10 protein-coding genes are annotated in these 14,321 nt (G+C 30.7%); 1 reads left to right on the forward strand and 9 read right to left on the reverse strand.

The features are described from left to right. Nucleotides 1-14 precede the first annotated feature (14 nt). The 4 genes from BN3657_RS07325 to dpaL all read right to left on the reverse strand — a co-directional run bounded on the left by BN3657_RS07325 (nt 15) and on the right by dpaL (nt 6,679). On the reverse strand, nt 15-2,444 hold the full coding sequence (locus tag BN3657_RS07325; protein ID WP_062552382.1) for a methyl-accepting chemotaxis protein: 2,430 nt from the start codon (nt 2,442-2,444) through the stop codon (nt 15-17). Between the two features lie 22 nt (nt 2,445-2,466). Continuing rightward, a complete protein-coding gene (locus BN3657_RS07330; protein ID WP_062552383.1) occupies nt 2,467-4,521 on the reverse strand; it encodes an efflux RND transporter permease subunit in 2,055 nt (684 codons plus the stop codon). 9 nt (nt 4,522-4,530) lie between these two features. Next, on the reverse strand, nt 4,531-5,061 hold the full coding sequence (locus tag BN3657_RS07335; RefSeq protein ID WP_062552569.1) for a TetR/AcrR family transcriptional regulator: 531 nt from the start codon (nt 5,059-5,061) through the stop codon (nt 4,531-4,533). Nucleotides 5,062-5,485: 424 nt separating this feature from the next. Then, nucleotides 5,486-6,679: a diaminopropionate ammonia-lyase gene (dpaL, locus tag BN3657_RS07340; RefSeq protein WP_062552384.1), complete on the reverse strand. Its 1,194-nt coding sequence runs from the start codon at nt 6,677-6,679 to the stop codon at nt 5,486-5,488. A gap of 157 nt (nt 6,680-6,836) precedes the next feature. Between dpaL and BN3657_RS07345 the strand changes: the two genes are divergently transcribed. Then, a complete protein-coding gene (locus tag BN3657_RS07345; protein ID WP_062552385.1) occupies nt 6,837-7,679 on the forward strand; it encodes a DUF4300 family protein in 843 nt (280 codons plus the stop codon). Between the two features lie 189 nt (nt 7,680-7,868). Here the strand turns inward: BN3657_RS07345 and BN3657_RS07350 are convergent, their stop codons facing one another. The 5 genes from BN3657_RS07350 to BN3657_RS07370 form a co-directional block, all read right to left on the reverse strand. Further along, nucleotides 7,869-9,011 (reverse strand): ABC transporter permease subunit, encoded by a 1,143-nt coding sequence (locus BN3657_RS07350; RefSeq protein WP_062552386.1) that lies wholly within the window; start codon nt 9,009-9,011, stop codon nt 7,869-7,871. Beyond that, nucleotides 9,004-10,080 carry an ABC transporter permease subunit gene (locus BN3657_RS07355; RefSeq protein WP_062552387.1) on the reverse strand — a complete coding sequence of 359 codons (1,077 nt, stop codon included), beginning with the start codon at nt 10,078-10,080 and terminating at the stop codon, nt 9,004-9,006. The genes BN3657_RS07350 and BN3657_RS07355 overlap by 8 nt, the downstream gene beginning before the upstream one ends. Further along, entirely contained in the window at nt 10,073-11,665 is a 1,593-nt protein-coding gene (locus BN3657_RS07360) for a sugar ABC transporter ATP-binding protein (protein WP_062552388.1), read from the reverse strand. Before BN3657_RS07360 ends, BN3657_RS07355 begins: the two co-directional genes overlap by 8 nt. Nucleotides 11,666-11,765: 100 nt before the next feature. Then, complete coding sequence (locus BN3657_RS07365; protein WP_062552389.1) at nt 11,766-13,103, reverse strand: DUF3798 domain-containing protein; 1,338 nt, start codon at nt 13,101-13,103, stop codon at nt 11,766-11,768. Between the two features lie 445 nt (nt 13,104-13,548). Next, nucleotides 13,549-14,223, reverse strand: a complete 675-nt coding sequence (locus tag BN3657_RS07370; protein ID WP_230204199.1) for a YoaK family protein — start codon at nt 14,221-14,223, stop codon at nt 13,549-13,551. Nucleotides 14,224-14,321: the final 98 nt, after the last annotated feature.

Here is a 14,321-nt window from a genome sequence, read left to right on the forward strand (position 1 = left end):
ATGAAAGTTCACTTTTATTTTATTTTTTCTATAATTCTATACTTAGTATCAAAACCTTCACTTGTTCCTGTGAATGATGAATCATCTTTTAAAAGTTCTAACATTGTATCTACAATTTCTTTGAACTCTGGAAGTTCTTCTGTTTTTCTATCTAGTTCATCGATTCCTTTTTGTTTGAATTCTGCTAATTTTTCTGCAAAAATTCTCATATTGTCGTCAATTAAATTTCCACCATCTTTTAATTTAAAGGCTCCATCATTTAAGTCGATTATTCCATCATCCAATTTTTTAATTCCATCTCTAAGTGGAACCATACCTTCTGTTTTAAGTCTTGGGAACTCTTTAAAGTCTTGAGATTTATCTCTAAATTCCAAGAGACCATCTGTCAAGTCGCTTGCACCATCCTTTAACTTGCCAGAGTTGGAATCAAGTTCTGTTATTGCATCTGTAAATTTACTTACAGCTTCTTCACTTTCTCCTGTTCCCTCTCTTAGTTTTGATGAACCGTCTTTTAATTTTCCTGCTGCGTCATCAAGTTTAACAAGTGAATCAGATAATTTCATAAGTTGAGAAGTATCAAGTTTTGATGCAGCTTCAGCCATTGCCTTTCCAAGTTCACTATCGATTTGTTTTGCACCACTCGCAAGTTCTCTTGTTCCAGCTTGTAATTGTTCAAGTCCTCCAGGAAGTTGACTCGCTCCAGCATTTATTTGTTCAGATGAAGCAGCTAGTTGATTCATTCCGTCTTTTAATTGTTCTAGGCCTTGAAGTTGTCCTGCCATTCCACTTAAATCTTTTAGTGCTTCAAGTTGTGCTCCCACATTTTGGGCTGATCCACCAATTGTTTGAGCGTTTTTACCAATATTTCGTGCTGCTCCACTAAGTTTAGTAATTGCTTGGAAAGCTATAGCTTGTGATTCTGGATCTTGAATTTGACTAAGCATTCCTATTACTTGTTCAATTTCTTGGGCTGAACCCCCAATACTTTGCGCAGATGCACCAATTTTATTTAGATCTCCCTCAACATTAATATTTCCTAGACCAGATAAGTCCGGAGCATTCATATCTTGAACTTTATCATTTAACATTTGGAAATTAGAATTAAATTCTTTTTCTCCAGCCGCAAGCTTATTTGCACCTTCATAAGCCTTACTAGCTCCAGCATTTAGTTTATCTGCACCAGCTGCAAGTTGTCCTATACCAGCTTTTAATTCTGATAATTTCTTTAAGGCTTCTTCCTTCATTTCGTCAACCTTGCTTAGCTTACTTGAACCTTCTCTTAACTGTACTGTTGCATCTTTTAGTTTTCCAATACCATTGTCAAGTTCAACTGAACCATCGTGAAGTTTTCTAGCTCCATCTTTCATTTCCCCAGTTTTTTCATTCATTTTTCCAACTGCGGAAGTGTAATCAGTAATTCCTGATGTTAATTTGCTTCCACCTTCAAACATTTCTTGTGCTGCACCTGGAATTGGTTCAACCTTATCAATTACTTCATCAATTTTATCTTCAAATTCTCCAGATTTATCGTAAAGTTCCTTTGAACCATCTTTAAGTTTAACAGTTCCGTCGCCTAATTCTGAAATTCCATCATTTAATTCGCCCTGTGCATCAGAAAGTTTTGAAGATGCGTCTACTAATTTTTTTGAGTTATCTTCTAATTCTTTAACACCATCTCTTAGATCATCAATAGTTTTTAAATCAGCATCATTTTGGAATAGCTCATTTGAAACAACAATATAAGCTTCCACTGGTTTATAATCTTTGACATCCATTTCTATAACTGCTTGGCTCCTAAAATCTTCCATTTGTCTTTCTTCCAATATAGTTTCAAAATTTTCTCTAAGACCAGGAGTTAGAATTGAAGTTACTAATTCATTTTTTCCATCTTTTGCTACTTTTGCATCATCTGTTTCAATATTTGATGCTACTTCTTGTGGAAAAGACATAGCTGCGATAAGTGTATATGGTGCATAAACCTTGGTTTTTTTGCCAGCAATCTTTTTAACTACATAATTTTTATTTTCTGCAGATAATACAACTTTCAAATGACCAGATTTACCCTTTAGTTCAGTGTTTTCTAATTTTTCGCCATCAAGATAATAGTCAATATTAATATCTACTGGTAAGTCTTTTTCACTTTTACCTTGATAGTAAATGTCCTTTACATCTTCATCCCAATAGATGTAACCAGAATCATTTTTAATGCTCTCATCAGTTTTTAAGTTTTTTACATTTTTAAGGTTAGACTTGTCCTTTCCCTTAATATCATCTTCAGAATTTAACCAAACAGAAACAGTTTTATCCTTTATTTGGTCATCTTTTTTTATTACATAAACAGTTTCACTTTTATTTATAATCTCTGATGCTGCAAAAGCAGTATTAGTTAATATCATAGAAGATAGAACTAGGGAAACAACACCCTTTTGAACTTTTTTATTCATTTTATTCTCCTTTATTTTTAAATTAATCAAAATTTTTTGTAGTCTTCCTGATAAATGGAAAACTAACTGAAATAATAGCAGGTAGTAAAAGTATGATAACAAGCATACTTATAATGGCACCCCTTGCTAAGAAAGTACAAATTGTTGAAACAATTTCCATCTTTGAATAAATACCTACACCAATTGTTGCCGCCATAAAAGATAGGGCTGAAGTTACAATTGATTTAGAAGTTTCCTTTACAGAAATTTTTAAAGATCCATCTACATCCTTTGATTTTTTATATTCAGCTAAAAATCTATCTGTCAAAAGAATTGAATAGTCAATTGTTGATCCAAGCTGGATTACCCCTATTATTATTGAGGTTATAAATGGGATTGTTTGATTCAAATAAAAAGGAATACCCATGTTTATTTGAATTGCAAGTTCAATTGCTGCAATTAGAACAACTGGAATTCCAATAGATTTAAACACAATAGCAATTATTAAAAATACTACTGCAATAGATATAATATTTACTATTTTAAAGTCTCTATCAGAAATTACAGTTAAGTCATCAGTAAGAACTGCTTCACCAGTTAAATAACCTTCTTCGTCATATTTATTTATAACATCTCTCATTTCACTAACTTGATTTTTTACTTCTGGTGATGCTGTCTGATACTTTGAATTTGCCATTATCATCTCGTAACCATTTTTTGTGAAATTATCTTTTAAACTGTCTGGCAAAAATTCACTTGGTATTGTAACTCCTGTGACAGAACTTACACTCAAGACAGAATTAATTCCATCAATTCCCTTTAAATCACTAATAAGACCATCTAAATTTGAATTAGATAAATCATCTTTCACAACAATAAAGTGTGTACTTGCCATATCATAATCTTTTTTCATCTTATTTAAAGCCACTATTGAATCCAAATCTTGTGGAAGTGACCTGTCCAAATTGTAATAAAGTTTTGTGTTTATAGATCCAAATACAGCTGGGATAAATATTGCTATAAAGGCTATAAAAAGTGTCTTCTTATGTCTTATGTTAAATTCAGATAATTTATCGAAGCTTGGTAACATTACCTTATGATTGTATTTATTGACAAGTTTTTCAACTATCAAAAGCATAGTAGGCAAAACTGTAACTGTGGATATAAGTCCTATTAAAACACCTTTACTCATTACAAGACCAATATCCTTACCAAGTCCAAGTCTCATTGCAATTAATACTATAAAGCCTGCGAAAGTTGTAAGTGATGATGCAAATAAAGATGAAATAGTTTCTTGAATTGCAAGGTCCATTGCATCATATTTGTTGTCGTAATATTTCTTTTCTTCAACATATCTGTGATAAAGAAATATTGAATAGTCCATGGTAACAGCAAGTTGCAATACAGCTGCTATTGCCTTTGTTATATAGGATATCTCTCCCAAAAATATATTAGTCCCAAAGTTATACAAGACTGCATAACCAATTGTCAGCATAAAAACGAAGGGTACTATAGTGGATTCATTTGTAAGTGATAAGATAACTAAACCCAGGGCAACTGCAAGCCCAACATAAATTGGAGTTTCTTTATCAATCAAATCTTTAGTATCTTTTACCAGTGAAGAAATACCACTTAAATATTTCTGATTGGACTCGATTTGCCTAATCTCATCTATAGCATTCATGGTCTTTAAAGAAGAAGACGAGTCACTAAATTTAACTATCATTAAAGTTGACCCATCTGCATAAAAAATATCTTTTATATCGTCTGGCAAAAATTCACTAGGGATCATATCCCCAACAGTAGAAGATTTTGAAATAACATCTTCTACACCGTCAATCTCAAGTATTTTTTCCCTCAAGACTTCTGCATCATGGTCACTACCCTCTAAGATAAGCATACCAGTTGCTGCGTTTTTAAAATCCTCATCCAAAATCTTTTGACCCTGTGTTGATTTTAAATCTTCTGGCAAATAAGATAGAATGTCATAATTTACCTTTGTCAATTTATATCCTAAAAAAGAAGGAATTAAGAGCAAGGTCATCACTAATAAAACAAATTTTGGTTTATGAGAAATAAATTTTGTAAATCTTTTCATATTTCTCCTTTATCTAAATATTCTTTCTACAATTTTATATAAAGCTGGCTTCATATCATCAATTCCTAAAATAGAATCTTCCATCAAGGCAGATTCACATGTTGTAAGAACTATGTGCATAGTTAGTGATAACACAAATAATCTTTCAGAATCAGAAAGCTCATCATTAAATAAGTTAGAATATTTATTCAAAATAAATTGCAAACTATTTTCTACTTCTTTATATCTATCATCATTTTCAATTTTTGCATAAAGAGCCCAATTTAAATTATTTGAAATAAGTTGTAGCTCTAAGGGATCTTTCATTAAGTAGTCGATTATATAATTTATAAAAGAAATATATCTCTTTTTAGGATCACTTCCCTTACAAGTAGATTCAGCCTCATAAAAAAGTTCCGTCAATATATCTAAAACTATTTTTTGCTCTAGATCTTTTTTATCTCTGAAGTATAAATAAAAAGTCCCAAGTCCAAAGTCAGTTCTATTCATTATATCTCTTATAGAAGTTACTTCTATGCCTTTATCTCTAAAGGATTCCATAGCAGCCGCCGAGATTTTATTTTCTTTTTCTTTTCTCTTATCTTCTGATTTCAATTTTCTACCCCCTTTTTATAAAATTGAACATTGTTCATCTTTGCAAATGATATAATAACTCTTTTATAAAAAAAGTTCAAGAAAAATTTTTATTTTTGTATAAAATTTTATGTATAAATAATTCTTTATTTTTAGCTTTTAATAATTTTTTAAAACCTTTACTACAAAATAAAAAGACTCTGCACACAGCAAAGTCCAAAAATTTTATTAATCTTGTCTATTTTTCGCCAATCTTAAAAGATAAGAATTTTTAATAAAAATATTTTAAAATCAATTTTAAATTACTATAATTTCATTTTATTTATACTTGAGCCTATTTATCCTTTTTTATTTCTGTCCCATTTAATTTTACAAACTATTATATAAAAATTTAAAACTTATCTTCCCAAACAATCTTTCTGTAACTTAATTTATCAGTATCTCCCTCTGTTGAAAAGCAAAGTACAATAGAGTTTTTATCAAGTCCTATTTCTTCTTTATATTCTTTTAAAGATTCATCAGTCATTAGTTTATAGACTACTCCTGATGTAACTGCGCCTGACTCTCCAGATATAATTTTTCTATCATTTCCAATTGTATTACCTAAAACCCTCATACCAATTGCAGAATAAAAATCGTCAACAGAAATAAAGTAGTCTATGTATGATTTTAAAATCGGCCAACCAATACTTACGACTTCACCGCAATTTAAACCAGCCATAATTGAATCAAGGTTTCCTTTAACTCTGTGAAGTTTTCCGTCATTTGCCTTTGCAGTTTTATAAATGCAGTTTGCCTTATTAGCTTCAACAATTATAATTTTAGGAGCTTCTTCTTTCATCACATTTCTAAAAAAACCAGTAATTGCTGTTGCAAGAGAACCAACTCCTGCTTGCAAAAATATGTGACTTGGCAGCATATCTTTTTCTTTTAATTCTTCATAGGCTTCAAGAGCCATAGTCATGTAACCCTTCATAATATTTTTTGGAATTTCTTCATAATTTTCCCAAGATGTATCTTGTATTAAAACTCCCCTATTTTCTCTTGCATAATTTTCTGCAAGTCTTACACAATCATCATAATTGTAATCCATTATACTTGCATCAGAATTTTCTCTTCTAATATTTTCTAGCCTTTCTAAAGATGATCCCTTTGGCATAAAAATCTTTGACTTCTGATGTAACTTATTTGCAGTCCATGCCACAGCTCTACCATGATTTCCGTCAGTTGCAGTGACAAAAGTTAAGTTTCCTAATTTTGTTCTAGTAGTTTCTGATGTTATTTCATCAAATGTCAACTTACTAATATCCATTCCAATTTTATCTGCAATAAATTTTGCCATTGCATAGCTTGCGCCAAGAACTTTAAAAGCATTTAATCCAAATCTATAAGACTCATCTTTGACAAAAAACCCCTTAATTCCAAGTTCACTAGCTAAATTTTTTAAATCTACTAAGGGTGTTACCTTATAAATATCAAAAGATTTGTGATAATTATTTACAATTTTTGCAGACTCATAACTAAAATCAGAAATATCTGCATTAAAATTTTTATTTTTTATATGAGTTAAATTAAATTTATCCATAAAACACCTCTATAAAATATTTTAAATCTATTAATAGCATAACATTTTAAATCATAAAATTATATATCGTAGTTATTAAGTAAGTTTTAAGTCTTATTTTTACAAAAAATAAATCATATTATATAATCTAATATATATTTTAAAAAATGGTGGAAAAATGAAACTAAAATCACTAATAATTCTTACTTCCTTTCTATTATTACTTACAGCTTGTAATAAGAATTTTGTTAGGAATAATTCTACATCTCAAGAAAATAAAGAAATTCAAATGTCTAACATGAACAGTGAAAAAACTTTATCTTTTGTTAAAGAGTCATTAAAATGGATAATTAAAGACGAAAACACAGATAAGTTTATAAATCTTGTAAGAGATTATAATGATTCTATTTCTACAAATTTACTTTCTGCTGATTTCTCAAATAATTTGCATCCTGATTACGACATAGGAGAAATTATAAAAGAAAGAGACAAAATAAATCACAAATATCTCAATACAAATTGCAGAATTAACAGTTATCTTCTTTTAAAGGATAGTTTAAGTTTAAAGGAAAATGTAGATATTGACGATTCTATACTTTTTATGGACATAGATATAATTGAAAAATCAAAGCTATTTAATGAAGATGAAAGCAAAAAATTTAAGAAGCTTTTTAGCAGAGTTAAAACTATTAAAAGCAAAAATCCAAAAAAACAAGCTAAAATAATGTCTGACTTTTTATCAAATTTTAATTTTCCAAAAAATGCAAAGATGATTTCTGTTGTACTTCATGACAATTTAGATGGAGACTTTCTCTTTATTGGTCATGTTGGAGTTCTTCTTCCAATAGATGATGGCTATTTATTCTTGGAAAAAATTTCTTTTGAAGAACCCTATCAAGCTATAAAATTTCCAGATAAAAAGTCATGTTTTAAATACTTGAAAAATAAATTTGAGGATTATACTGATCCAGAAGTTTGCCCACCTTTTATTATGGAAAATGATAAATATGTAGAAATATAAAATTTTAATTTTATTTAAAGTTTTAATTTTATAAGTAAATTTATTTTTATATTCACTTTTGCTTTTAATTTTAGTCTAATTTAAAATAAGACTTTTAAATCTAAAGCTTTTAAAATAATTCAGCTTTAAGAACCACAAAAAAATTGCCCCTCATGGAGCAATTTTTTTATTTATTTAGTTTTTACAAATTTATTCTGCAACAGTTTTTCCATTATTTATTTTATCTTCTCTTAGCTTTAATCTATTTGCTTCAAGTTCTCTCTTTCTTTCGAAAGCATGAAGAATAAGAGCAAGAGTAACTACTCCATAAGAGATAAATGTTCTGAAGTATTCACCCATCATAGCATCTCCAGTTAAAACTCTTCCTGCTTGTGGAAGCACTATAAACATCAAGTGGAACAAAGCAGTACCTAAAATTACATTAGGAATTGATGCCTTTGATACAGATGCACCACCAACAAGGATTGATGCTGCTGCATAAAGAGCTGCTTGGTCTTGTCCTGCATAAGTTGCAAGAGTTCCAATATTTTGTAAATAAATAATTTGTCCATAACAAGCAAGCACTGTTGACATTACAATTGATGCAATTCTAATTTTGTCAGAATTCATTCCAGCATTTGATGCAACAAATTGATCTTGTCCAACTGCCTTCATGTCGTGACCAAGTTTAGTGTTTCTAAACCAAACAATGAATAGACACAACAAAGCAATAATTATAATTGTAACTACTGGCACATCAAAAAGAATTTGATGTTTAGCAGTAATTGGAATGTTAATTCTAAATTTTAAGATATTGTCAAAACCTTGAGCAGATGCAAGAGTAATTGAGTTTTTAATTCCATATCCTTGAGAAAGTACCATTGATTTAGTTCTCATTGGAATTATTGTTCCACAGAAGTAAAGCAAGAACAACATATACCAACCTAATATAAAGAAGGCAAGCATCATTGATGTGATCATTTCTCTTCCTCTAGCTCTGTTAAGAACTCTACCAGAAAATTGTCCAAGTAATATGGCAATTGGAGTACCAATAAGAGCAGCTATTAAAAGTCCTGTCGCTCCTGTAAATCCCCAATCTTGTGCGAAAATTATTCCAATTTGTCCAGCCATAGCTCCTAGTGGGATACCAAAGTTAATACCCATACCAGCTATAATAGGAATAATAAGTGACAATACTAAGAAAGTATTTCTCACCATTCTCTTTGAAAGTTCATTTGTTATATAGGATAGTGGTGGTTTTGCAATTATAAGCCCAGCCACAACTATAATTATAAACAAAATTGGAACCATAAATCTGTATAAAAATTCTTTAAAATTAAATTTTTTATTCATCTTTACTCCTCCTTGTAAGTGCGTAAATTATCATTCCATTTGTGATTATCATTCTTAAAATTTCTGAAATATCTATATTTAGTGCACCATTTATTACTGTAGGAGTAAGAGTAATTACACCTTGGAATAAAAATGTACCAATTATAACATTTGGAATAGATGCCTTGTTAATACTTGCACCACCAATTAGTAGGGCTGCTACTGTTTGGAAGGTAAAAGCAAGTGGAGCTTGATAAAGTTGAATAAATCCATAGGATTGTTGATAAATAATAATTCCAACTGCAGCAAGTACTGTTGAAAAAATTACTGATACAAGTCTAACCCTATTGATGTTTATACCAGATGCTCTGGCATATTCTGGGTTAGATCCAACAGCTGTCATAGCTGTACCAGTTTTTGTTTTGAAAAATGCCCAAACTATAAAAGCCATAAGAGCAAATAATAAAAACATACCTACTGGAATTCTCACTCCAAGTATATTAATAGATAAAAAGTTGTTTAATAGACCTTCTGTAATTTTTGTTCCATTGCTAAGTACTTTTGATTTCATCCAATAATCAGCAACTGGAATTTGTTGAGAAAGTCCCTTACCGCTGTAACTTAAAACAGATACTGGATTCTTGTAAGGAAGTATTAAATAAGCAATACACATAAAAGCTGTGAAAGAATAACCAACATAAGTTGCTATAAGCATTTCATCGCCCTTAATCCTATTTAAAAGTAGTCCATAGAAAAATCCAAAAACAATTGCTATAAGTGCAGCAAATATCATTGCTATAAAAATTCCTGTAAATCCCTTAAAACCAAATTCAATAGAAGTTACACCGCCAAGTATTCCTGCTACTACACCAATTGGGATACCAAAGTTAAGTCCACAACCTGATTGAACCATTGGAACAAGAGATAAAACCAAAACTGAGAACATTCCAAATCTTGAAAGAACATTTTGGATTGAGTCAGTAAGGGAAACACCTGCTATTGGAGCAGCTATAAAAAGTATTAATAAGAAAACTCCAATGATAAGTCTTGGTATACCAATTCGCTGAATTAAACTTTTCTTTTTAGTCATTTCCTAGCTCTCCTTCCCCACTCATTAGAAGTCCAAAATTTGTAGGATCAGCACTTGCTGGCAGAATACCTGCAATTTTACCTTCACAAATTACAGCAATTCTATCACAAATACTTCTTAGCTCTTCAAGTTCTGATGAAACCATTACAACAGTTGTATTATCTTTTTCATTGCTTTCTTTTAAAGCATCAAGCACAAGTTCCTTAGCTCCTATATCAATACCTCTAGTTGGTTCTGATACAAATAGAAGGTCTGGTTCCATGGCGAAAGCCTTGGCAAGACAAATTTTTTGTTGGTTACCTCCAGATAAGTTACCTGCTTTTTGATCAGATCCTGTGGTTTTTATGTGAAGAGAATCAATATAATGATCTGATAACTCTCTCATCTTTGTTTCGTCTCTAAATTTAAGTCCAAAAACTCTTTTAATAAATTTTTCTTGAACTTGCATTGCATTAAAAGCTATATTCCAAAAAATTGGTTCTTCTAGTAAAAGTCCAACACCTCTTCTATCTTCAGATACAAAGGCGATTTTATTTTTCAAAATATCTAGTGTATCTCCAAGTTTTAATTCTTTTCCGTTATAAATTATTTTTCCACCAACTGGATAAGTTCCAAGAATTCCATTTGGAATACCTAATTTGCCTTGACCAGCTAGACCTGCAATACCTAGGATTTCTCCTCTTATAACAGATAAAGTTACATCATAGACAGCTTCTCCTGGCATATCAACCCAAAGATTTTCAATTTCCATTATATGATCGTCCATATTTAGGTTTTTTGCCACTTTTTCTGCAACTATCTTCTTTTCTTCATCTCTTCCAACCATCCATTCAGCAATTTGCTCAATAGATAAGTTTTCATTTTTCCTATCTTCTATAATTTCACCATCTCTTAAAACTACAACTTGATCACAAACACTTGTGATTTCGCGAAGTCTGTGAGTGATAAAAATTATAGAGATACCAATATTAGCAAGTCTTCTCAAAGACTCTATTAAATTATTTGCCTCAGTTTCTGTTAAAACTGCAGTAGGCTCATCCATAATAATTAACTTGACATCTTTTCTAGTCATTTCTCTTGCAATTTCAATAAATTGCTTGTGACCAACAGGCATTTCAGATACCAAAGAGTTAGTGTCAATATCAACTTCCAAAGTATCTAATGATTTTCCTGCTATTTTAATGTTTTCTTTTGAATCTATACTTTCTAATTTCTTTCCAAAAACCTTTGATATGACAGAAGAGTTAGTCTTTTCCATATCCAAAGTTATATTTTCTGCTACTGTGAATCCAGGGATTAAACTAAATTCTTGATGTACCATTCCTATGCCTGCATTTAAGGCATCTATTGGATTTTTAAAGTCAATTAATTTCCCGTCAAAATAAATTTCACCGTTGTAACCGCCTGTATCCCTTATAACTTCCATACCGAAAATTATATTCATCAATGTTGACTTGCCGGCACCATTTTCTCCAACAAGTCCCAAAATTTCTCCCTTATTAAGAGAAAAATTTACATCTTTTAAGACGGCATTATCGCCAAAACTCTTGCTGACATTCTTGACTTCAAGTAAACTATTTGTCAACAGAATCCCTCCATCTTAATAAATATAAAATTAAAATCAACGGTCACCCGTTGACTTTAATTTTTTTTCTTAATACATTTTTTATAAAGCTCTAATTTGATTATTCAGCTTTTCCTTCAGCACTTTCTTGAGCTTCCTTAATAGCATCTAAGTCAACATTTAGATTTAGATATTTTTCAGGAACTTTAACCTTATCCATACCTAGATAACCTCTACCATATACATAAGTGTCTTGAGATAGTAAGAAGTGATTGTCTTTAGTTTCTCCTGAAGCTCTATCTATATAGTTTTCAGCCATCCATTTTGCACCTTCAGTGTAATTTTGGATTGCAGCTACAATTTGTTCTTGGTTAAGAAGTTCTCCTTCTCCTTTAAGAACGTTCATAACGTGATCAACAGCGCCAAGAGTTAGTGAATAACCTAGTGAATAAGCCCAAGTACCCATTCTCTTATCTCCACCTTTTGCTACAACTGCTTCTTCTACAGCTGAATTAATTGCTTTCCAGTCCCCAGCCATGCTTTGGATGTCAACTGAGAATGCCTTTGGATATCCCATGATAGGAGATGGTAAGTCTTGTTCTACAAAGATAGCTCCGCCTGCTGCCACACCTCTTAATAATGGTTCAGTGTGGGCATCATTTGTACAGAAGAAAGCAGTGTCTTTGCCGTATTTGTCAATCCATGGTTGGATATTTTCTGCAACATATTGTTGTGCTCCTGGAACACCAATATCAGTTGTAGGATCTGGTGCGTTTAATGAAATAAATTCAAGTCCAAGGTCCTTACAAGCTTCTTCCATAATTGCACGTCTAAGAGCTAGAAGTTCAATAGACATGTGTCTTGGGAATGTGATGTGTGCAAATTTAGTTGCGCCCATTTCTTTAGCAGCAGCTATAATTCTATAACCTCTAGATACGTTATCAGCATCCATTACAAGGTCAGATGCATTTTCAACCATTACTGTATCTTCTTGTGCAACTAAGTTTACAAGAATGATATCAGGTCTTTTTTCTCTAATTTGATTAAAAGCTGCAACAGTTCCTGGAACTGATTGATTTACAAGTACAGCCTTCATTAGAGGGTCGTCTGCCATTGCTACGATTTTTGAAATAGTAGTTTCTTGTTCAGCTTCAAATCTGTCAGGATAAGTATCGTGTTTAATAACTCCGCCTTCATCAGCAGAACCGTAAAGTTCTATTGCCTTTTCAGCAGCACGGAACTCATCTTCAGATTGAGATACTGTACCAGTTATGATTCCAATGTGATATTCTTCGCCTTCTTTTACAGTTTCAAACTTTGCCTTTTGACCTGCATCAGCAGTTGTGGAAGCTTCTCCTTCTTCCTTAGCTGCTCCGTTGTCAACTTTTTGACAAGCTGTGAATGCTAATGCCAAAAGCATTAAAAGCATGATACCCATAAACCCTTTAAATTTTTTCATTTTTTACACCTCTTCTAATTTATTTAATATTGGTTTATAAATTAATGAGATTTTATCACATTAAATGACAAAATTCAATGGTATTATTAATAATTTTAATAAATTTTATAAAAATAAATACAATCCTTTTACAACTTATGGATCAAAAGTAAAAATTCATGAAAAATTAACAATCTCATTCTTTCAAGAATGTAAATGATTTCATTTTTCTTTAAAATTTATTTTTATTTTTTATAACTTTGGATTTTAAAAATTATCTTGTACAAAGTATAATCCTTTTTCCATTTTAACCTATATCAGAGTAAAGTTATATAAATAAAAAAATCTGAGTTACTTAGACTCAGACAAAAAAATTTTTAATTATTAATATTTTTCAATTGTTTTGTTTTTAAATCACAAATTTTTATAATTTAATCATCTAATTCTTATTTTAAGCTTAAGCTTTTTATCCCTTCTCTTCAAAAAATAAAATTACAAAGGAAATTAATAAAAGTCCTGCTGCTATAAGAATTGATTTGAAATCAAAACTTTTTGATGTTATATAACCAAGAGCTGCTCCCATGCCAAATATAAATATTACAGTGTAATATTTTTTTGCATTTTCAAGATAAATTTTTTCTCTTGTTATGTGATATTTTGAAAGATTTTCTGTGGCAGATCTTAAATTACCAATACACATTGTTGTTGCAAAGTTAAGACCATATATTTTTTTGAAAGTGTAAACCTGCATAGCACAAGAAAAAGACAGTAGAGCATTTGCCAGGTTGTTAAGGCTCTCTGGAAGAAAAGCAACAAAAATCATTATAAGCACTTCGAACCCAATTATGTATTGACGCCAGTGCAAAATCCTCTTTTCTATGGCATCTTCAAAACGAACAGCTATATAAACTCCAAAGGCAAAGGAAAGAACTGGTATAAAATATGCAAGTGATTCTTTAAAATTCAAATCAACTATATTTTTAAATAAAAGAACAATGTTGCCTGTTTGAGCATTTGCGAATACTTTTCCTCTCATTAAGTAAGAATAAGCATCTTGAAATCCACCAGCCAAAGTTATAAAAACAATAACTAAAAATGTTTCATGTAAATTTTCGTAGGATTTTATTTTCAATTTAACCACCAATATATAGTTTAATACAAAAATAAATTTCTGCAAGAAAAAGCAGATGATTGTTTTAGACTGAATTTTCTAAAGCAAATCACCTGCTCAATTATTTA

Source organism: Peptoniphilus phoceensis, assembly GCF_001517665.2.
Taxonomy (GTDB): Bacteria; Bacillota; Clostridia; order Tissierellales; family Peptoniphilaceae; genus Peptoniphilus_A; species Peptoniphilus_A timonensis.

Excerpts from the sequence above, each read along its gene's own strand:
- BN3657_RS07365 (WP_062552389.1), bottom strand. The coding sequence starts at position 13,103 with ATGAAAAAATTTAAAGGGTTTATGGGTATCATGCTTTTAATGCTTTTG.
- BN3657_RS07330 (WP_062552383.1), bottom strand. The coding sequence starts at position 4,521 with ATGAAAAGATTTACAAAATTTATTTCTCATAAACCAAAATTTGTTTTA.
- BN3657_RS07325 (WP_062552382.1), bottom strand. The coding sequence starts at position 2,444 with ATGAATAAAAAAGTTCAAAAGGGTGTTGTTTCCCTAGTTCTATCTTCT.
- dpaL (WP_062552384.1), bottom strand. The coding sequence starts at position 6,679 with ATGGATAAATTTAATTTAACTCATATAAAAAATAAAAATTTTAATGCA.
- BN3657_RS07350 (WP_062552386.1), bottom strand. The coding sequence starts at position 9,011 with ATGAATAAAAAATTTAATTTTAAAGAATTTTTATACAGATTTATGGTT.
- BN3657_RS07345 (WP_062552385.1), top strand. The coding sequence starts at position 6,837 with ATGAAACTAAAATCACTAATAATTCTTACTTCCTTTCTATTATTACTT.
- BN3657_RS07335 (WP_062552569.1), bottom strand. The coding sequence starts at position 5,061 with ATGGAATCCTTTAGAGATAAAGGCATAGAAGTAACTTCTATAAGAGAT.
- BN3657_RS07355 (WP_062552387.1), bottom strand. The coding sequence starts at position 10,080 with ATGACTAAAAAGAAAAGTTTAATTCAGCGAATTGGTATACCAAGACTT.